Genomic DNA, 19,101 nt, shown 5'->3' on the forward strand with positions numbered 1-19,101 from the left:
TGGGCCCCCTCACCAGATCGCGTGGAAGTGGTGGACGGGGCCGTGGCCGTGTCCGACGTGCAGGCTGTCGGCCGCGCGCAGCGCCTCGGTGAGGTACGCCTTCGCGGCCCGCACCGCGCCCTCCCAGCCGTCGTGGCGGGGCCGCAGCGCGGCGATGGCCGAGGACAGCGTGCAACCGGTGCCGTGGGTGTTCGTCGTCTCGACGCGCGGCGCGGACAGCTCGACCGTGCCCTCCGGCGTCGCGAGCGCGTCCACGCACGTGTCGCCGTCGAGGTGGCCGCCCTTGAGCAGCACCTGCCGCGCGCCCAGCGCCCGCAGCCGCTGCGCCTGCCCGTGCATGTCCGCCAGGCTCGCGGCCGGCTCCTCCCCGAGCAGGTCGGCCGCCTCGGGCAGGTTGGGCGTGATGAGGTCGACGCGGGGCAGCAGCGTCTCGCGCAGCGCGGCGACGGCGTCGGCCGGCAGCAGCCGGTCGCCGCTCTTGGCCACCATGACCGGGTCGAGCACCACGTACGCCGGCTTGTAGGTGTCGAGCGCCGCCGCCACCGCCTTGATCAGCGCCGCGTTGCCCAGCATGCCGATCTTCACGGCGTCGGCGGGCACGTCGGTCAGCAACGTGTCGAGCTGCTGGGCGACGAACTCGGCCGGCACCTCGTGGATGCCGGTCACGCCCGTGGTGGTCTGCGCGACGAGCGCGGTGACGACGGTCATGCCGTACGCGCCGAGCGCGGAGAAGGTCTTCAGATCCGCCTGGATCCCGGCGCCGCCGCTGGGATCGGTGCCCGCGATGGACAGGACTTTGGGAACAGCGCTCACGGCTGTGACGTCCCTTCGCTAGTACGAGCTAGATCAGGTTCGACGGGTGTGATCTCAGCCCGGCCCTCCGGGCACCCCGCGTCAACGGCCTACTGTAACAGGGGCGGGGGTCAGCGCATGGCACAGACGGAGAGCGCCGCCTCGCCGCCGCCGTACCGTGACCAGTCCGCGTCCCCCGCGAATGTGGTCCACTCCTTCCTGCTGATGGTCTCCCCGTTGCCCGACTGGCGGCAGATCGCCTTCAGGGGATCCGCGACGAGGTCGGCCAGGCCGCTGAGATTCCAGACGAACACTCCTCGGTACGAGCTGGCCATCAGGGCGGCCCGGCCGTCCGCGCTCAAGGCGACGGCATTGACGTCCTCCGTGTTCCCCTTCAAGGAGGCCAGCCGGACTGGGCGAGATGGCTGGGACAGGTTCCAGAGGATTCCGTCACCGAGGCTGCTCGCGAGGAGGGCGGTCCGTCCGTCCGAGGTCAGGGCCATCCCGGTGATGTCCGGCAGATCCACGCCGGCGACCTCACCGGGAGCCGTAGGATCATCGAGGTTCCATACGGTGACCCGCTCAGGGTCGGCGACGAGCGCGGTCCTGCCGTTCGCGCTCATGGCCATGGCCGTCACCGGGCCGCCGGAGAACGCGGGCTCGGCTGTCCTGACGGGATCTGAGAGGTCCGCCAGGTTCCAGACGACTGCCGAGCCTCCGTCTCCCACGGTGACGGCGGTCCTGCCGTCGGCGCTCAGCGCCAGGTCCTGTACGCCGTCGCGGTCGGCCTGGGTGACCGAGCGCCGCGCTGGACGGGACGTGTCGGTCAGATCCCACACGGTCATGCGGCCGCTGTCGTCGCCGACCACGACGGTCCGGCTGTCATCCGAGAGCGCCAGCTCGCGAACGGGGCCGTCCTTCACCTCACCGGCCAGCGTGGTCTCGCGTCTCGGGTGGGCCGGGTCGAGAAGGTCCCAGACGATCGTGGCGCCATCGCCGCCGCCTACCAGGGCGGTCCGCCCGTCAGGCGACAGCGCCACCGCGGTCACCTCTCCTTCATGTCCCTTCAGCACGGCGAGCCGGCCGGCTTTCCCGGCGACCTCCGGATCGAGCCAGGTCTTGAGGTCGTGCACACTCACTCCGTCCGCGTCCTCGGTAAGAGCGATCTGTCCGTCAGCGCTCAGGGCCACGTCCTGATCACCGCCGGTCGTGGGGCCGGACAGGTGCTCGCGCCGCCACATGAGCAGGGTGTCCGCCAGCCCGGCGCGTGTCTGCTCGTCGGGATGGAGCGCGACCGCGGCTGCTCCGAACCTGCGTGCCGTCACCGGGTCGGTGTCACGCGTCTCGGCGGCGTGTAGTGCGAGCCCACGAGCCAGGGCGAGGCGTTCCTGGGCCCATGTTCTGTCGTGCTCGCGCTTCCAAGCGAGGCCGCCGGCACCCAGGACGATGACCAGACAGAGGGCGAGCGCCGCTGGGAGGGCACGGTGGAAGCCGGTCGAGCTTCGCCGGGCTCCGGCCACATCCGTCATCTGTTCTCCATCGGCTTCCATGGCCCGCGATCACAGCGGCGCGTATGTGGTGTCTGTGACGTGCGCGTACTCGGGTTTGCAGGTGGGCGCGTACTTACTGAACCTGCAATTGTCGATGATGTCGATCACCGCCTCCACCACGCCGCATCCCGCGGCGACCTCCGGCGCGGTTCCACCCTTGACCGCCGCGCAGATATCAAGCCCGGCGGTCAGGATGACCATGGGCAGTTCGCCGCCCTTCTCGATGGTGTTCTCGTCGGCCTCGCTCACGTATGTGACGCACACCGGCGCTGCCGTTCTGACAGATGGTGTAGCTCACATCCTGCCTGCTTTCCCCCTGTGTGCAGTTGGGGCCGGTGAGCCCCTGAATCGCACGTACGCCTCGGGCACGCCGTCCGCGTACGGCACGTAGTCCCCGGCGGCCTCCGAGACGCGTACAGGAATGCCGGGGAAGTGCTCGCCCGCCACCCGGGCAGTCTCGGCGGCACGCGGCAGTGGGCCGTGGTGGACGACGGCGAGCAGGGCGTCGCGCAGCCGCCTTCTCGTCGGGTTGTTGACCACACGTTCGAATGTCGGCATCGTAGGGCGGGTGGCCGCTGACGAGACGCGCGACGGCGTCGACCTGACCAACCTGGACCAGCCGCTGTTCGACGGCGCCGGTGCCACCAAACGCGACCTGGTCGACTACCTCGACGCCGTGCGCGACCGCATCCTCCCCGTGCTGCGCGAGCGCCCGCTCTCCGTCGTGCGCGTGCGCCCGGGGCAGGAGCCGTTCATGCAGAAGAACCTGCCCAAGTACGCCCCCGCCTGGGTGCGGTCGGTGTCGGTGTGGGCGGAGGCGTCGCGCCGGCAGGTGACGTACGCGCTGTGCGACGACAGGAAGACACTGCTGTGGTTCGCCAACCAGCGGGCCGTGGAGTTCCATCCGGCCCTGTACGCCGGCGGCCACCCCACCCACCTGGTCCTCGACCTCGACCCGCCCGAGCACGACGACTCCTTCGCGCTGGCCGTGCGCGGCGCGCTCCTGGTGCGGCAGGCGCTGGCGGACATGGGGCTGGCGGGCGCGGTGAAGACGAGCGGCGCCAAGGGGGTGCACGTGTTCGTGCCCGTGGCGGAGGGCACCGCCATGGACGACCTCGCGGCGGCCACCCGCGCGCTGGCGGCGCGGGCCGAGCGGCTGGATCCGGCGCTGGCCACCACGGCGTTCATCAGGGAGGACCGCGAGGGCAAGGTGTTCCTCGACTCCACCCGCGCGGGCGGCGCCACGGTGGTGGCCGCCTACAGCCCGCGCATCCGGCCCGGCGTGCCCGTCTCCTTCCCGCTCGCGTGGGCCGACCTCGAACGGGTGGCGCCGGGCGACTTCACGCTGCGGACGGCGCCGGGCCTGCTGAAGGGCGGCGACCCGTGGGCCGAGCACATGCCCGCGCCGCAGCGGCTGCCCGCCGACCTCGTCGAGGAGGGGCACACGATCCCCGTCGCCCGCGTCCAGGCGATGCACGAGGGCAAGCGGCGCGCCCGCGCCCGCCGCGCGGAGTGATGTCGCGAATATGCGACAGCGCATGATGTCGCGAACTCGCGGCAGCGCATGATGTCGCGAATTCGCGACAATTGTGGGTCTTCACGCTGATCCCGCGCCGGGTTACGTTCGGGCAACGGCAGCTCGGGGGCAAGGGCCGTGCCATCCCGGTGACCCATGGGGGACCTGCATGCGGAGACTCGTCATCGCGCTGATCGCCACACTCGCCTTACCCCTGGCCATGGCCGTGCCGGCACACGCCGGCGGCCTCGACGACGCCTTCGCCAAGGTGCTCGTCAAGAAGGTCAAGGGCGCCAACGTCAAGAAGCACCTCCAGGCACTCCAGGCCATCGCCGACGCCAACGGCGGCACCCGCGCCATCGGCACACCCGGTTACGACGCCTCCGCCGCGTACGTGGAGGGCAAGCTGCGCAGGGCCGGCTACAAGGTCACGCGTCAGCCGATCAACTTCCCCGAGAGCTGGAGCGAGAACACCCCGCCCGTCCTCAACCTCACCGCTCCCACCTCGAAGACATACACGCCCGGCACCGACTTCGTCACCTTCGAGCCCTCCCCGTCCGGCGACGTGACCGCGCAGGTCCAGGGCGTGGACCTGACGCTGCCGCCGACTCCGACGCCCAGCTCGACCAGCGGCTGCGAGGAGTCCGACTTCGCCGGCTTCGTCGCCGGCCGCATCGCGCTCATCCAGCGCGGCACCTGCCCCTTCGTCAACAAGGTGATGAACGCCGCCCGCGCGGGAGCCTCCGGCCTCATCGTCTTCAACGAGGGCCAGCCGGGACGCACCGACCCCTACCCGCTCAACATCGGCGAGTGGCGGGCCGGCATCCCGATGGTGTTCGCGAGCTTCGCCGTCGGCAACGAGCTGGCGAACACGCCCGGCGCCACCGTCCGCCTCAAGGTGGACGCCAACCTCGTGCTCGGCACCAGCGACAACGTCATCGCCGAGACCCGCTTCGGCGACCCGCGCAACGTCGTCATGGTCGGCGGCCACCTCGACAGCGTGGAGGCCGGGCCCGGCATCAACGACAACGGCTCCGGCAGCGCGGCCATCCTGGAGATCGCGGAGGAGATGGCTCTCGTCCCGGTCAAGAACAAGGTGCGCTTCGCGTTCTGGGCGGGCGAGGAGATCGGGCTGCTCGGCTCCGACCAGTACGTGGCGTCCCTGTCGGAGGCGCAGCGCGACCGGATCAGGGTGTACCTGAACTTCGACATGATCGCCTCGCCGAACTACGCGTACAAGCTGTACGACGGTGACGACTCCGACGGCGTCGGCTCGCCCGCCGGGCCACCCGGGTCGGCGCAGATAGAGAAGCAGTTCGAGGCGTTCTACGGCTCCCACTCGCTGCCCACCGTGGGCACCGACTTCGACGGGCGCTCCGACTACGGGCCGTTCATCGAGGTCGGCATCCCGTCCGGCGGCATCTTCACCGGCGCCGAGGGCATCAAGACGCCCGAGGAGGCGGCGATGTTCGGCGGGACGGCCGGGGTGGCGTACGACGAGTGCTACCACCAGGCGTGCGACACGATCGCCAACATCAACGACACGGCGCTCGACGTGGACTCGGACGCGATCGCGGACTCGGTGGCGCGGTTCGCGTACAACCTGCGCGGGATCCCGGCCAGGACGGCGCCGCAGGCGGCGGTCGCCGCCCTGTCGGCGAGCTGACGTCTCGTGGCGGCGCCGGGCGGGCGGTACTCCCCGCCCGCCCGGCCTCGTCCGGCCGCACCGCGCTCGCGGCGGGCCGGGGCTCAGGTGGCGGGGGTCGGGTAGCTGACCGGGCTGCGGTGGCCTTGCCGGTCCACCGCCCGGACCCCGAACTGGTAGTTGTCCTTCGACAGGCCCTCCACCGTGTACGCGGTGACGTTCCCGACGAAGCGGGAGTGCGTCCACGTCGGCTCGGTCGTGTCCCGCCAGACCACCTCATAACCGGAAATGTCGGGCTCAGGGTTGGCGTCCCACCGCAGATCCGTGTCGTTCGTCAGCCGGCTCGTCACGATCGCCGCCCGCGCCGGCGAGCGCGGCGCGCGGGCCAGCGCCGCCAGCGCGGCCAGGTTCACCTGCGTCACCCGCGCCACGTAGTCGTTCTCGACGAACGACAGCAGGTCACCGTACTGGACGCCGTCCTCCACCCGCACGTCCTGGTGCTGGTGCCGGTAGTCCTCGTGCACCTCCGTGAAGCGCACCGCCGCGTACCCCTGCTGCAGGAACGGGATCTGGTCGCCGCCCCGCAGGTAGCGGTCCCTGCGGTAGTACAGGCGCGCGTCGAACCACGGCACGTACCGTGCGGCCGTCTCGTGGACGAAGCGGGCGAGCTGCCGCGAGACGCCGTCGTTCTCGCCCCCGACCGACTGCCGGACGGAGGCCTGCGCGGGGGTCTCCGAGGTGGGCACGCCCTCGGAGAAGACCCGCACGGCCCGGGCGTCGCGCCCGTTCTCGCCGTCGGCGCTGCCCACGATGTCGTTGGTGAACATGCCCTGGACGTCCACCCCCTGCTGCTTGGCCTGCTGGGCGAAGTGCGCGGACCCGTACAGGCCCTGCTCCTCGCCCGCGACCGCCATGAACACCACGGTCGCGTCGAACGTGCGGGTGGCCATCACGCGGGCCGCCTCGATGGCGACCGCGACCCCGGAGGCGTCGTCGTCCGCGCCGGGCGCGTCGCAGGTGGCGTTCATGACGTCGGTGCAGCGCGAGTCGTAGTGGCCGCTGACCACGTACGTGCGGCCGGCGGAGGCGTCCTGGGTGCCGCGCAGCGTGGCGACCACGTTCGTGATCACCGTCGGGGCGGGGACGCGCGGCGAGACGGGCTGGACGAACGACTGCTTCTCCACGGTCATGCGCCCGCCGGAGGTGGCGGCGATCCGGGAGAGCTCGTCGTGGATCCAGTCCCTGGCGGCGCCGATGCCGCGCGCGGGGTCGTCCTGGCTGGACAGGGTGTGCCGGGTGCCGAACGAGGCCAGCTTCGCGATGATCCGGCCCAGGTTGCGCGCGTCCACCTCGCGGACCATCGTCGCGATCTCGGGGTCGCGCGGCGCGCCCGCCTCGGCGGCCGGGGTGAGCGCTCCGGCGAGCAGGACGGCGACCAGGAAAGGCAGGGTTGATTTACGGACCTTTTTCAGGGCAAATAGGGATAGTGCCATGACGGCTCCATGAGGATGCTGGGTGCTTCGGGCCGGTCCTTCTCCGTGGACCGGCCCGAAGAGCTACCGCGCCGCCCCTTCGCGTGGATCGGTCTGAGGAGTCACCGCGCCGATCCTTCGCGTGGGTCGGCCCGGAGGGTCACCGCGTGATCGTCACGTTGTCGATGCCCGCCTCCACCAGGGAGGCGCCCGAGGCGTCGGCCGCGTCGACGAGGATGTGGACGGTCTGGCCCGCGAACGCGCTCAGGCTCGCCGAGGCCGTCGCCCAGGCGCCGTTGCGGTTGGCGGCGGCGCCTGCCTGTGTGAACACCGTGGCCGTGGTGCTGCCGACCACGCGCACCCGCAGGTAGTCGGCGCTGGAGGCGTTCGAGCCGTGCGCCAGGTACCACGAGAACGACAGGCTCAGCGTGCTCGCCGACGGCAGCGTGATCGGCGGCGACTGGATCGACGTCACACCCCCGTCGATGTCGTACGCGCCCGCCGACGAGCCCGCCAGCCGGCCCGTGACCAGGTCGTTCGTGCCGCTGACCGTCGTGCCGAGCTGCTTGGCGCCGCTCGACGTCGTGGCCTCAGGGTCGCCGCGCTCCCACTGTCCGAGCGTGGCGGTGTCGGTGCCGGCCGGGTTGACGGTCCAGCCCGTCGCCGTCTCGAACGTGTCCGCATAGACCGTGACCGGCGGGACGGCCGTCGCGAGCGTCCACACCGCGTACGCGATGGCGTCGGCGTTCCGGTCCAGCGCCGTGTCGTTGATGTTGGCGGTCGTGTCACAGGAGCGGTGGTAGCAGGGGTCGAACGCCTGCCCCGAGGTGCCGCCCCACAGCGTGGCCTGGGCGGCGGTCTTGATGCCCTCCGCGCCGGTGAACGTGCCGCCCGCCGGGATGCCCACGGCGATGAACGGGCCGTAGTCGGAGCGCCCGTCGAAGTCGGTGCCCCGGGTGGGCACGCCGATGGAGGTGAAGTAGTCCTGGATCGTCCGCTCGATCTGCGCCGACCCGGCCGGCCCCGGCCCCGAACCTGTTCCGTCCGAGTTGTCGCCGTCGTACACGAAATATCCGGCGTTCGGCGAGCCGACCATGTCGAAGTTCAGATACCCCTTGATCCGCGCCCGCTCGGCGGACGGCAGGTTGTTCACGTAGAACTGCGAGCCGCGCAACCCCAGCTCCTCCGCGCCCCACCAGGCGAAACGCAGATGCTTGGCCGGCTGTAACGCCTGCCTGGACACCGCGAGCGCGGTCTCCAGGATGGCCGCGCTGCCGGAGCCGTTGTCGTTGATGCCGGGCCCGGCCGTCACGCTGTCGAGGTGCGCGCCCACCATGAGGACGTCGTCCGGATCGCCGCCCGGCCAGTCGGCGATCACGTTGTAGCCGGTGGCGCCGTTGTAGGTGAACGACTGCAGGGTGGTGGTGTAGCCGGCGGCGTCGAGCTGTGACCTGACGTAGTTCGCCGAGGCCAGGTAGCCGGGCCTCCCGTGGGCCCGGGTGCCGCCGTTGGCGTTGGCGATCGACTGGAGCTGCGAGAGGTGGGCCTTGACGTTGGCCAGCGGGATGTCCGGTGGCGCGGCGGCCTGGGCGGCCGGTGCGGTCAGGGCGGGGGTGAGGGCGACGATCGTCGCCACGATGGCCGTTCTCATGCTGTTTTTCCAGGATAAATGCCTAGATAAGAGCATGGCGGCGCCTCCATCCGAGGGCGAGGGTGGAAGATCCCGAGATGGTGCTCCCTGGACCGTAACGCCGCAAAAGGTCTTCGCCTAGGGCCCCGCTGCCGGGCAGCGCCCTCTAGGGATGCTGGTGCTGGGCGGGCTCTCCGGAGCGCAGGGCCGCCATCAGCGTCTCCGGCGAGTCGGCGAAGAAGCGGATCGAGGTCACCTCGGCCCGCCGGCCCAGCGGCCGCACGACGGTGACCGGCTCGGCCAGCTCCACCGTCACGTTGACCCGCGAGGCCACCGCCACCGTCAGCCGGCCGTCCTTTACCGCGACCATGCTGTCCTCGTTGAGCGACCCTCCGGCCCGCACGGCGGTGATGAGCTCCCTGGGCACCCGTACCCCGAAGTAGACGCCGTACCGGATGTGCAGCTCGTCGCGGGTCACGACGTGCGGCCGGGTCGCGCAGCCGGCGGCCATCACCGCCACGAACAGCAGCCCGTACAGGTCGCCGACCAGCACCGCGATCCGCAGCCACGCCGGCACGCCGAGCGAGAGCAGCAGCAGATCCACCACCAGGGTCTCGACCGCCATCGCGAACGCGAACAACGTCAGCACGAACGCCTGCTCCTTCGCGTACGTCACGACCGTCGCGCCCCGGGGCACCCCGTGCTTGCGGCGCAGCGCCCACATCCCGATGGCGGCCAGGCCGGTGAGCTCGAACGTCAGGATGCGCAGCACGACCCGGACCATCACGTTCCTTCCCGTAGGTGGCGTCGCTCCCGATTAGAAACGTTGACGTCGCGTCAAGGTCAAGCGCTGCCCGTCGCTAGGCGCCGACCTCGTCGGCCAGCCGGGACAGGTAGGCCGCGAAGCGGAGCCGGTCGGGCTCGTCCCAGGAGGCGGTCAGGTCGGCGAAGGCGTGCCGCTGCCACTCACGGGCCCCCGCCAGCAGCGCGTGCCCGCTGTCGGTGAGGCGGAGCGCGGCGCGGCGGCGGTCGTGCGCGGAGGTGGCGCGCTCCAGGTAGCCGGCGTCGACCGCGTCCTTGACCATGCGGCTGGCGCCCGAGTGGTCGAGGCCGAGCTGGTGGGCCACGGTGCCGACGGTCGCCTCTCCCGGGTCGGTGTGCACGGCCTCCAGCACCAGGATGTGCTGCACGTGAGCGGCCTGGCCGGTGCGGGTGGCGGCCTGTCCCGCCCACCGCCGCGACCAGAACCGCACCAGCCGGAACAGCGCCGGGCCGCCCTCGTCCGCCTCGCTCATGGGTCTCACCCTACGCCAATTTGCATGCGATACGCACATATGATTACGTGCGTATCGCATACATTTTGAAAGGGGTCCACCATGAGCATCGTCCTGAACCACCTGATCGTCCCCGCCGCCGACAAGCACGCCTCGGCCGCGTTCCTCGCCGGGCTCCTCGGCGTCGAGGCGGGGCCGCCGGCAGGGCCGTTCGTCCCGGTGCGGGTCAACGGCGACCTCACGCTCGACTTCGACGACCGCCGCGCCCCCCAGCCCGGCCACTACGCGTTCCTCGTGGACGACGCCACCTTCGACGCGGTGCTCGACCGGCTCGAAACCGACGCGGGCATCGACTACGGCTCCGGCCCCATGAACGGCTGGGACCGGCGGATCAACCGGCTCGGCGGCGGCCGGGGCGTGTACGTCCGCGACCCCGACGGCCACAGCTACGAGCTCTTCACGGCCGTCCCCGGCTGAACCGATACCCGTTCACTTCGACGGGAGGAATTTTCGCGAACTCGGTTGAACCCGTCCCCGGCCGACCGCGTACAACCTGTCGGACAACAGCACGCACCCACACCGAAAAACGCCACCTGACCTGCGCGAAGGCGGATTTCGAGCGTGCTTCGCCGCGCTGACCGGCTGCCACGGGGATGGCGATGGAATTTCAGGGATGGAGCGACGGCCTGGCCCTGCGGCCACGCGATTACCTGGGAAAGGGCGACACGCTCGCCGCCGTCGTCAGGACGGCGGGACCGCTGACGGGCGAGGCCCTCTACCTGTTCGCGCTCGGCAGCGCCACCACCATGGCCAGGCTCCACCTCGGCGGGATCGCCGGGCTGCGGCTCAACCCCGGCAGCATCATCGTCGGGCGGCACGGCCAGGTGACGTTCGCGCCGGGGCCGCGCGACAGCCTGTTCCCCGCCCACGACGTCAAGGACTGGGCCGACACGGTCGTCTTCGCGGCCACCGGGCACCGGCCCGGCGACGGGGCCGACCTCGACAAGCTGCTCCCCGCCCTGCGCGCGGTCATCGACGAGTGCCGGCGCGCCGACGCGGCCGCCCGCCCGTCGGCCGTCGACCTGGTCCGCGTCCTGCTCGGCCACTCCGGCACCGCCCGCCGCGCCTCGGCGCACGACCTGCTGCTGGAGGCCGAGCGGCGCACCAGGCCGCCCCAGGAGCCGGCGCCGTACGAGGAGCACGTCGTGGCTGTGCCGTTCTGGCGCAGGCCCGCGTACCTCACCGGCATCGCCATCGGCATCGCGCTCGTCGCGGGGGCGGCCGGCGCGGTGGTCATGATCTCCGGCCAGGCGGGCGGGACGGGCGGGACGGGCGCGAGCGACGTGGTGAGCGCGGTCGGCCGGCGCACCGCCACGTTCCGGCAGGTGATCAGGGAGACGCGGACCACCGGGCAGACCGTGGCCGAGGGGCGGCTGAGCTTCGACCCCGGCGCGCCCGCCACGTCGTACGACATGAGGATCAGCTGCGGGAACGATCCACAGCCCACGCCCGTCTCCCTCGTCGGGAGCAGGGGCGTGGCCGGCGGGACGGCGTTCGACGCCGACCGCCCGCCGGTCGAGTCGTGCGTCCAGTGGACGGCGCGCACCGTCAGAGAGCTCAGCTCGCCGCGCACCATCAAGGGCCTGCTCGACGCCGCCGGGACGGACGTGACCAGCGCGAACGGCCGCACGCTGACCGGCTCCGCCCTGGCCCACCGGGTGCGGGGCGAGGAGGGCCAGAGCACGTACGCGGGCCTGCCGGCCGAGGGGCCGGTGCGGTTCACGCTGCAGGTGGACGGCCAGGGCCGGCCGGTACGGCTGGAGCTGCGCCTGGCCGGCCGGGGCAGCACACCCCAGATCGTCGAGACCGTTTATCGGGATTGGCGCGCGTTCGAGGCCATCAAGGGGATGACGACCAATGGCTGAGGAATTCACCGCCGACCGCCAGGAGGCCGCGAAGGTCTCGCGGGATCTCAAGGCCATCCGCGCGGCGCTGGACGGCGGCAAGACCGGCGCGCTCGATGCGAGGACCGGCTCGGAGAAGGTCGACGACGCCGTACGGAGGTTCTTCGAGGAGTCCTCCGACAACCGCGAGCGCATGGACCAGCTCCTGGAGCGGGCCGCGGGCCTGCTGGACGCCCTCGTGGACGGCACCGGCACGCTCGACGGCTCGCTGGCCGACTCGCTCTCGACCAGCTCCTCGACCGGCTCGGGGAGCTCGTGATGAAGGCGCTCGGGTTCGGCGTGCTGACCGGGGTGCTGGTCGCGACGGTGGCGGTGTCGCTGGTGTTCGCACTGACGGACCGGCCCATGGCGCCGGCCGCCGCCCGCGCCGCCCTCGTCGGGGAGACCGGAGGGGGCGGAGGGGCGGAGGGGTCGGAGGGGTCGGAGGGGTCGGAGCGGCCGGGGACCCCGGCGAGCCTGCGGGACGGGCGGTCACGTCCCCTCCGAGCGAGGGCCGCACACCGAAGCAGGACCCCAGCGTGGAGCAGGACCCCAGCGCGGAGCAGGAACTCAGCGCGGAGCAGGAACTCAGCGCGGCGCAGGACCCCGCGCCGGAGAAGGCCGACTTCGCCGGGCGGGTGACGGGCGGTGGTGGCGGTGGCGGGCTCGTCGCGCTGTCCGTCCGCGACGGCAAGGCCGTCGGCTACTTCCGGGACGGCCGCCGCGAGGTGTGGATGTCGGGCGACGCCCGCGGCGACCGCGCCACCCTCCAGGGCGGGCGCGCCCTGATGACCGCCGACCTCGGCAAGGGCGCCGCGAAGGGAAAGCTGGTGCTCGGCGAGGACGCCTTCCGTTTCACCGCGCCCGCCGTCGAGCGCGCCCCCGAGCCGGTGAACACCGCGATCAAGGAGCTGACCGATGGCTGACCTCCCCTTCGGGTTCACGTTGCGGGTGCCCGAGTCCTGGTACGAGTTCGACGTCTGGCGCGCGGGCCGCACCGCGGACCTGGCCCGCCTGGTGGACGCCCGGGTGGCGGCCACGCCGGAGCTGGCCCCGCACCGGCCGGTGCTGCTGAAGGTGCTGCGCGAGGTCGCGGAGCTGGCGGCGCGGCACGGGGCGGTGTTCGGGGCGGCGATGACCGATCACGTCGAGGACGCCGGCACCGTCCTGGCCACGCTCATGGTCCTGCACACGCGGGGCCGCTCCGACCCCGGCGGCAACACGGTCGAGGCGATCGCCTCAGGCGTCGTCGCCGTGCCGCGCACGCCGGGCACGCCCGCCTGGCGCAGCGTCGAGATCGTGGAGCTGGACGCGGGCCGCGCCGTCCGCGTGCGCGGCATCGAGACCGGCGAGCTCGACACGGTGGTCATGCAGACCCTCGTCCCCGTGCCCGGCGGGCACGGCGTGCTCGACGTGGTGCTCACCAGCCCGCACCTCAGCCTGGCCGAGCCGATGCTCGACCTGTTCGACGCGATCAGCGCCACCCTGGCCTGGTCCGACCCCCAAGGAGAGTGAACGTCATGGCAGGCGGAACCCATCACCTCAGCTTCCCGCAGGTGGAGAACAGCGCCACCCGGCTCAACAAGGAGAAGGAGGACATCGAGGGCCGGCTCACCCAGCTCAAGTCGATGATCGACCAGCTCGTGAGCAGCGACTTCGTCACCGAGCGGGCCTCCGGCAAGTTCCAGCAGGACTATGACCAGTGGAACAACGGCGCCAAGCAGGTCATGCAGGGCCTGGAGGGCATGAGCCAGTTCCTGAAGACGGCCATCGCCAAGCACCGCGAGCTGGACGCCTCGCTCAGCGGCGGCGCGGGAGCGTGAGGTCGTGCCGGGCGGATGGGACGTACTGGGCCTGGCCGGCGACCCCGCGCCGGGGGATCCGGGGCAGGTCAGGGGGCTCGCCGACCGGCTGCTCGACGAAGCGCGGCTGGCCGAGGACAACACGGCCAGGCTGAGCACCGTGTCGGGCGGCAGCGCGGCGCTGCGGATGCGCGGCGACTACGCGGCCCGCTACACCGAGGCGCTGGGCGAGCTGCCCGGCGAGCTGGCCAAGCTGGGCAGGGCGTACCGGGGCGCCGGTGAGGCGCTGATGACGTACGCGGGCAGCCTGGAGGCGGCCAGGGCCCGGGCCGGCACGGCGTTGCGCCGGGGCCGCAGCGCCGCCGCCGAGTCGCAGGGGGCGCTGCGCGAGATCCAGGCGCGGCTCCCCGGCCCGGTGCGCGACCTGCCCGAGGCCGAGTCGGCCCTGGCGCTGGCCGACCTGCCCACCCAGGAGGCCGCACGCCCCGCGCTGCAACGGGCCCGCCGGGCGGAGGACGACCGCGAGCGGGCCCGCCGGATCGCCGAGGAGGCGGCCCGGCTGCGTGACGACGCCGCCGACCGGGCCACCCGGGAGATCGAGCAGGCGCTCGACGGCAGCGGCATCAAGGACAAGTCGTGGCTGCGGAAGGCGTGGGACACGATCAGCGCGCCGTTCCGGTCCTGGGACGACTTCGTGTCGTTCGCGGCCACCGTGGGGGCGGTGGCCGGGCTGGTGGTGCTGGTCATCGGCACCGGCGGGGTGGCCGGGGTGATCGTGGCCGGCGTGGCGGTGGCGGCGGGCGCGGTGGTGCTGGGCGACGCGCTCGACAAGTACCGGCGGGGCAAGGGCTCGCTCGGCGAGGTCGGCCTGGCCGCGCTGGGCGTGCTGCCGGTCGGCAAGGGCCTCGCCCTGCTGGGGCGCGGCGCGAAGGCCGTCCTGGGGTTGCGCGGCGCGGCGAGCACGGTACGCGGCGGCGGCGGCGCCCTCCTCGGCACCGGAACCGGCGCCCTGGGCATGCGCGGCGGCGGTGGCGTCCTGGGGATACGCGGCGGCACCGGCGCCGTGGGGACGCGCGGCGGCGGGAACGCGCTGCGCACGCTGATGGGTGGCGGCGGCGCCCGCCGGGGCACGGCCGCGACCACGTCGTGGCAGCGCGGCCGCCAGTTCTTCAGCCAGGACCCGGTGCACTTCCCGACCGGTACGGTGCTGCTCCCGCAGACCGACGTCGAGCTGCCCGGCGTGCTGCCGCTCCGCCTCGAACGCACCCATCTGTCCACCTACCGGGCCGGCCGCTGGTTCGGCCGCTCCTGGGCCTCCACCCTGGACCAGCGCCTGGAGGCCGACGCGGAAGGGCTCTGCCTGGCCACCGAGACCGGCGCGCTGCTCGCGTTCCCGTACCCGGAGCAGGACCGCCCGGCGTACCCGGGCGACGGCCCGCGCCTGGAGCTGCGCGAGACCGACGACGGCTACGCGGTCACCGACCCGCTCACCGGCCGTACCACGCACTTCGCCGAGACGACCGAGCCCGGCGTGCTGCCCGTCGCGGCCGTCACCGACCGCAACGGCAACCGGATCGAGGTGCGCTACACCGACGGCCTGCCCTCCGAGATCGTCCACTCCGGCGGCTACCACCTCGACATCGAGACGTCCCGGGGCCGCGTCGTGGAGCTGCGGCTGCGCGGCGCCGGCCAGCGGCTGCTCTCGTACGCCTACGACGAGGCCGGCGACCTGACCGAGGTGACCAACTCCTCCGGCCTGCCGCTGCGCTTCACCTACGACGCCGACGGCCGGATGACCCGCTGGCAGGACCGCATCGGCACCTGGTACGCCTACACCTACGACCTGGAGGGCCGCTGCGTGTACGGCACCGGCTCCGCGGGCGTCTTCAACACCGAGCTGGCGTACGCCGACGGCGTCACCAGGGCCCGCGACTCGCTCGGCCACCTCACCACGTACCATCACAACGACCTGCTCCAGGTCACCGCCGCGACCGACCCGCTCGGCCACACCACCCGCTACCGCTGGGACCGCCACGACCGGCTGCTCGCCCGCACCGACGCGCTCGGCCGCACCACCCGCCACACCTACGACGAGGCCGGCGCCCCCCTGTCGGTCACCCGCCCGGACGGCGCCACCCGCCGCTGCACCCGCGACGCCCGGCACCTGCCGGTCACCGTCACCGACTTCGACGGCACCACGACCACGCTGCGCCACGACGAGCGCGGCAACCTCGTCGCCGCCGGCGACACCACGTTCGGCTATGACGAGCGCGGCCACCTGACCGCGGTCACGAACGCGCTCGGCCACACCCACGCCCTCACCACCGACGCGGCCGGCCTGCCGCTGACGATCACCGACCCCACCGGCGCCACCACCCGCTACGAGCGCGACCCGTTCGGCCGCGTCACCGCCGTCACCGACCCCCTGGGCCGCACCACCCGCCACACCTGGACGGTCGAGGGCCGGCCCGCCAGCCGCACCCTGCCCGGCGGCGCCGTCGAACGCTGGGCCCACGACGCCGAGAACAACCTGGTCGAGCACACCGACGCCATGGGCGAGACCACCCGCGTCGAGATCGGCCCCTTCGACGTGCCCACCGCCCGCACCACCCCGACGGCGCCCGCCTCACGTTCTCCTACGACACCGAGCTGCGCCTCACCCAGGTCACCAACCCGCAGGGCCTGACCTGGCACTACACCTACGACCCGGCCGGCAACCTGGTCGAGGAGACCGACTTCGACCGCCGCGTCCTCAGCTACCTGCACAACCCCGTCGGCAACCTCACCGAGCGCGTCAACGGCGCCGGCCAGTCCACCAGCTTCGTCTACGACGTCCTCGACCGGCTCATCGGCCGGCGGGCCGGCGACCGGCTCACCACGTACGACTACGACCCGCTGGGCCGCCTCGTCCACGCCGCGAACCCCGACGCCGACCTCACCCTCACCCGCGACGCGCACGGCCGCGTCGTCCGCGAGACCTGCAACGGGCGCACGCTCACCTCCGCCTACGACGCGCTCGGCCGCCGCGTGCTGCGCCGCACCCCGTCAGGGGTGGAGACCTTATGCACGTACGACGCCCGCGACCTGCCCCTCACCCTCGAAACCGCCGGCCGGCTCCTCCGCTTCACCCACGACGCGTCCGGCCGCGAAACCTCCCGGACCTTAGGCCCCGGCACCGCCCTCCTGCACGACTGGGACGACGACGGCCGCCTCCACTCCCAGACCCTCACCAGGGGCCCGGCCGGCCGCATGGCGCAACGCCGCACGTACGGCTACCGCAGGGACGGCGCGCTCACCGAGATCGACGACCTCCTGTCCGGCCGCCGCCGCTTCGACCTCGACCCCGCCGGCCGCGTCACCGCCGTCCACGCCACCGGCTGGACCGAGACCTACCACTACAACACCGCCGGCCAGATCACCGACGCCACCTGGCCCGCCCCCGGCGACACGCAGGGGCCGCGCGCCTACACCGGCACCATGGTCCGCCAGGCCGGCCGCACCCGCTACGAGTACGACCGCCAGGGCCGCACCATCCTGCGCCGGCGCAAGGGCCTGTCCGCCAAACCCCGCACCTGGCACTACACCTGGGACGCCGAGGACCGCCTCACCGCCGTCACCACCCCCGACGGCACCCGCTGGCGCTACCTCTACGACCCGCTCGGCCGCCGCATCGCCAAGGAACGCGCCGACGGCGCCCACCGCACCGACTTCACCTGGGACGGTCTCACCCTCGCCGAGCAGTCCACCGACGACCGCACCACCTCCTGGGACTGGGCCCCCGGCACCTTCCGCCCCCTGACCCAGACCGAACGCTCCCGCCAAGGGGCGGACGAACGCTTCTACGCCATCGCCACCGACCTCCTCGGCACCCCCACCGAACTGATCACCCCCGACGGCGACATCGCCTGGCGCCCCCGCCGCACCCTCTGGGGCACCCCACGAGACACCTTCACCACCGGCCCCGACTGCCCGCTGCGCTTCCCCGGCCAGTACGAGGACCCGGAATCGGGGCTGTACTACAACCTGCTGCGCCACTACGACCCGGAATCCGGCCGCTACACGACGGCGGACCCGATCGGGTTGCGGGGCGGGTGGGATCCGCACGCGTACGTCCTCAATCCACAGGTGTGGACAGACCCGCTCGGCCTCTCCGCCTATCCACGGGAACTGCCCGCGGGCAAACCGCCGTCCGTGGTACGGAACGGGCTGACGGACCACGAGCCCGCCCAGGCTCTCGAAGTGGCGAGACTACGCGGCGGCGAGTTCGTCGGACCGCCGACCACCAACTACGCGGGCATCGACGGGTGGCTCGACGGGGTGCCGGTCAGCCTCAAGGAATACGGTGGGAACAAGCCCGTCTTCGTGCTGAAAAAGGCGGGCAGAGCCGATGACGAGGCGAGAGACGCCGGCTTCTCGGGCGTGGAGCTCTACATCAACGCGAAGAACGTGCCCAAGCAGGAGCTGCTCGACTTCGCCCGCAACGGCCCGCTGCCGGGTATACCGAAGCAGGGGACTCTCAGCAGCATCTACGTCAACACAGCCGATGGCTGGGTCGTGTTTCCGGGGTGACGCATGTCCGTGGAGATCGAAGTGCACTGCCCGAAGCGTCCGGATCCGGAGGCTCTGGCGCGCATGGCCGCCTTCGCGATGCGCACGATCCTCGGGGTGCCCGACGGCGAGATCCGCTTCGAGGAGAGGGAGAGATCCTGGAGGTTCCACTGGGGGGAGGAGGCGCACGTCGCCACGTTCTTCGCGCCGCCCACCGAGTTCGAGGTCAACGGCGCCTGGTACCTGTCGTTCATGCCGAGCGCCCGTGGGATGGCCGTACCGTACCTGCTCATGATCGTCGTGTCCGCTTCCGCGGCGCTGCTCACGGGTGGCACCCTGGACGACGACAACTTCCCGTTCAGCCGGACGGACCTCGACCCCGAGATCCTGCTGGCCCAGGTCCTGCGCGAGGCGCCCCTGCCCGCGGAGGCCGCCGTCCACCTGCTGCGGACCGGGCAGCCGGCGCCTGCCTGAGGTGACGCATGTCCATCGAGATCGGAGTCGTGTGCCCGGAGCGGCCGGATCCGGGCACTCTCGCGCGCGTGGCCGGCTTCGTCATGCGGACGATCCTGGAGGTGTCGAACGTCGAGGTCACCTTCGTGGACGAGGACGACCTCTGGCGGTTCCACTGGGGCGGCGCGGGGCAGGTCGCCGCGTTCTTCGTGCCCGCGGACCGGCACGAGTTCGCCGGCCACTGGTACCTGTCGATCGAGGCGGGCCGGGGGGACGAGCAGGTCACCGAGCTGCTCATGATCGTCCTGTCGGCGGTCGCCGCCCTGCTCACCGGTGGCACGCTCGACGACGACAACTACCCCTTCGAGCGCGCCGACCGCACCGCCAACGCGTTGCTGAGCCAGGTTCTGCGGGAGGCGCCGCTGGAGGTGGGTGAGGCTGTCCGGTTGCTGGTGACCGGCCGCCGCCCGTGAGCG

The 19,101-nt window shown here is 72.4% G+C and carries 20 protein-coding genes, 1 pseudogene and 1 riboswitch; of the genes and pseudogenes, 13 read left to right on the plus strand and 8 right to left on the minus strand.

All coding sequences use genetic code 11. The annotated features are described in order from the left end of the window. Positions 1 to 9: 9 nt before the first annotated feature. From thiD to KIS93_RS36405, 4 genes are all read right to left on the minus strand, one after another. Positions 10 to 813 carry a bifunctional hydroxymethylpyrimidine kinase/phosphomethylpyrimidine kinase gene (thiD, locus tag KIS93_RS36390; RefSeq protein ID WP_080043416.1) on the minus strand — a complete coding sequence of 268 codons (804 nt, stop codon included), beginning with the start codon at positions 811 to 813 and terminating at the stop codon, positions 10 to 12. Continuing rightward, positions 807 to 902: riboswitch (TPP riboswitch) on the minus strand. It overlaps the preceding gene by 7 nt. A 21-nt stretch (positions 903 to 923) precedes the next feature. Next, a complete protein-coding gene (locus KIS93_RS36395) occupies positions 924 to 2,321 on the minus strand; it encodes a WD40 repeat domain-containing protein (RefSeq protein ID WP_186404606.1) in 1,398 nt (465 codons plus the stop codon). A gap of 30 nt (positions 2,322 to 2,351) precedes the next feature. Further along, entirely contained in the window at positions 2,352 to 2,591 is a 240-nt protein-coding gene (locus tag KIS93_RS36400) for a hypothetical protein (RefSeq protein WP_155128650.1), read from the minus strand. Positions 2,592 to 2,636: 45 nt separating this feature from the next. Continuing rightward, on the minus strand, positions 2,637 to 2,900 hold the full coding sequence (locus KIS93_RS36405; RefSeq protein ID WP_186404607.1) for a histidine phosphatase family protein: 264 nt from the start codon (positions 2,898 to 2,900) through the stop codon (positions 2,637 to 2,639). A 10-nt stretch (positions 2,901 to 2,910) separates the two neighbouring features. Here KIS93_RS36405 and KIS93_RS36410 point away from each other — a divergent pair, with 10 nt between their 5' ends. Together KIS93_RS36410 and KIS93_RS67715 are read left to right on the plus strand one after the other, a co-directional pair. Beyond that, positions 2,911 to 3,858 (plus strand): DNA polymerase domain-containing protein, encoded by a 948-nt coding sequence (locus tag KIS93_RS36410; protein WP_080043413.1) that lies wholly within the window; start codon positions 2,911 to 2,913, stop codon positions 3,856 to 3,858. 169 nt (positions 3,859 to 4,027) lie between these two features. Beyond that, the gene (locus KIS93_RS67715; protein WP_080043412.1) at positions 4,028 to 5,524 is read left to right on the plus strand and encodes a M28 family peptidase; all 1,497 of its coding nucleotides are present in this window, start codon (positions 4,028 to 4,030) and stop codon (positions 5,522 to 5,524) included. Positions 5,525 to 5,607: 83 nt separating this feature from the next. Here KIS93_RS67715 and KIS93_RS36420 read toward each other — a convergent pair whose 3' ends face one another. The 4 genes from KIS93_RS36420 to KIS93_RS36435 form a co-directional block, all read right to left on the minus strand. Beyond that, the gene (locus tag KIS93_RS36420; RefSeq protein ID WP_080043411.1) at positions 5,608 to 6,996 is read right to left on the minus strand and encodes a M28 family metallopeptidase; all 1,389 of its coding nucleotides are present in this window, start codon (positions 6,994 to 6,996) and stop codon (positions 5,608 to 5,610) included. 139 nt (positions 6,997 to 7,135) lie between these two features. Further along, on the minus strand, positions 7,136 to 8,626 hold the full coding sequence (locus tag KIS93_RS36425) for a M28 family peptidase (RefSeq protein ID WP_080043410.1): 1,491 nt from the start codon (positions 8,624 to 8,626) through the stop codon (positions 7,136 to 7,138). 145 nt (positions 8,627 to 8,771) lie between these two features. Beyond that, positions 8,772 to 9,389: a hypothetical protein gene (locus tag KIS93_RS36430; protein WP_080043409.1), complete on the minus strand. Its 618-nt coding sequence runs from the start codon at positions 9,387 to 9,389 to the stop codon at positions 8,772 to 8,774. 76 nt (positions 9,390 to 9,465) lie between these two features. Beyond that, positions 9,466 to 9,900, minus strand: coding sequence for a MarR family winged helix-turn-helix transcriptional regulator (locus KIS93_RS36435; RefSeq protein ID WP_080043408.1), 435 nt, complete (start codon positions 9,898 to 9,900; stop codon positions 9,466 to 9,468). Positions 9,901 to 9,981: 81 nt separating this feature from the next. On the opposite strand from KIS93_RS36435, the gene KIS93_RS36440 reads away from it, so the two are divergent. The 11 genes and pseudogenes from KIS93_RS36440 (at position 9,982) to KIS93_RS36490 (ending at position 19,098) form a co-directional block, all read left to right on the plus strand. Beyond that, positions 9,982 to 10,356: a VOC family protein gene (locus KIS93_RS36440; protein ID WP_080043407.1), complete on the plus strand. Its 375-nt coding sequence runs from the start codon at positions 9,982 to 9,984 to the stop codon at positions 10,354 to 10,356. 182 nt (positions 10,357 to 10,538) lie between these two features. Continuing rightward, complete coding sequence (locus KIS93_RS36445; RefSeq protein ID WP_080043406.1) at positions 10,539 to 11,804, plus strand: protein kinase family protein; 1,266 nt, start codon at positions 10,539 to 10,541, stop codon at positions 11,802 to 11,804. Further along, on the plus strand, positions 11,797 to 12,102 hold the full coding sequence (locus tag KIS93_RS36450) for a hypothetical protein (protein WP_080043405.1): 306 nt from the start codon (positions 11,797 to 11,799) through the stop codon (positions 12,100 to 12,102). Before KIS93_RS36445 ends, KIS93_RS36450 begins: the two co-directional genes overlap by 8 nt. Positions 12,103 to 12,361: 259 nt before the next feature. Beyond that, positions 12,362 to 12,748, plus strand: a complete 387-nt coding sequence (locus KIS93_RS36455; protein ID WP_155128648.1) for a hypothetical protein — start codon at positions 12,362 to 12,364, stop codon at positions 12,746 to 12,748. Then, on the plus strand, positions 12,741 to 13,337 hold the full coding sequence (locus KIS93_RS36460; RefSeq protein WP_080043403.1) for a hypothetical protein: 597 nt from the start codon (positions 12,741 to 12,743) through the stop codon (positions 13,335 to 13,337). The genes KIS93_RS36455 and KIS93_RS36460 overlap by 8 nt, the downstream gene beginning before the upstream one ends. A 5-nt stretch (positions 13,338 to 13,342) precedes the next feature. Next, positions 13,343 to 13,645 carry a WXG100 family type VII secretion target gene (locus KIS93_RS36465; protein ID WP_080047303.1) on the plus strand — a complete coding sequence of 101 codons (303 nt, stop codon included), beginning with the start codon at positions 13,343 to 13,345 and terminating at the stop codon, positions 13,643 to 13,645. 4 nt (positions 13,646 to 13,649) lie between these two features. Further along, entirely contained in the window at positions 13,650 to 16,310 is a 2,661-nt protein-coding gene (locus KIS93_RS36470) for a DUF6531 domain-containing protein (RefSeq protein WP_186404608.1), read from the plus strand. Then, positions 16,307 to 16,654 (plus strand): annotated as a pseudogene (locus tag KIS93_RS69555) (hypothetical protein); the annotation flags it as partial. The gene KIS93_RS36470 and the pseudogene KIS93_RS69555, both read left to right, overlap by 4 nt. A 21-nt stretch (positions 16,655 to 16,675) precedes the next feature. Then, a complete protein-coding gene (locus tag KIS93_RS36480) occupies positions 16,676 to 18,193 on the plus strand; it encodes an RHS repeat protein (protein ID WP_186404609.1) in 1,518 nt (505 codons plus the stop codon). Positions 18,194 to 18,196: 3 nt separating this feature from the next. Beyond that, complete coding sequence (locus KIS93_RS36485; protein WP_080043401.1) at positions 18,197 to 18,646, plus strand: hypothetical protein; 450 nt, start codon at positions 18,197 to 18,199, stop codon at positions 18,644 to 18,646. 8 nt (positions 18,647 to 18,654) lie between these two features. After that, on the plus strand, positions 18,655 to 19,098 hold the full coding sequence (locus tag KIS93_RS36490) for a hypothetical protein (protein ID WP_080043400.1): 444 nt from the start codon (positions 18,655 to 18,657) through the stop codon (positions 19,096 to 19,098). Positions 19,099 to 19,101 lie beyond the last annotated feature (3 nt).

Source organism: [Actinomadura] parvosata subsp. kistnae, from assembly GCF_900323885.1.
Lineage (GTDB): Bacteria > Actinomycetota > Actinomycetes > Streptosporangiales > Streptosporangiaceae > Nonomuraea > Nonomuraea composti.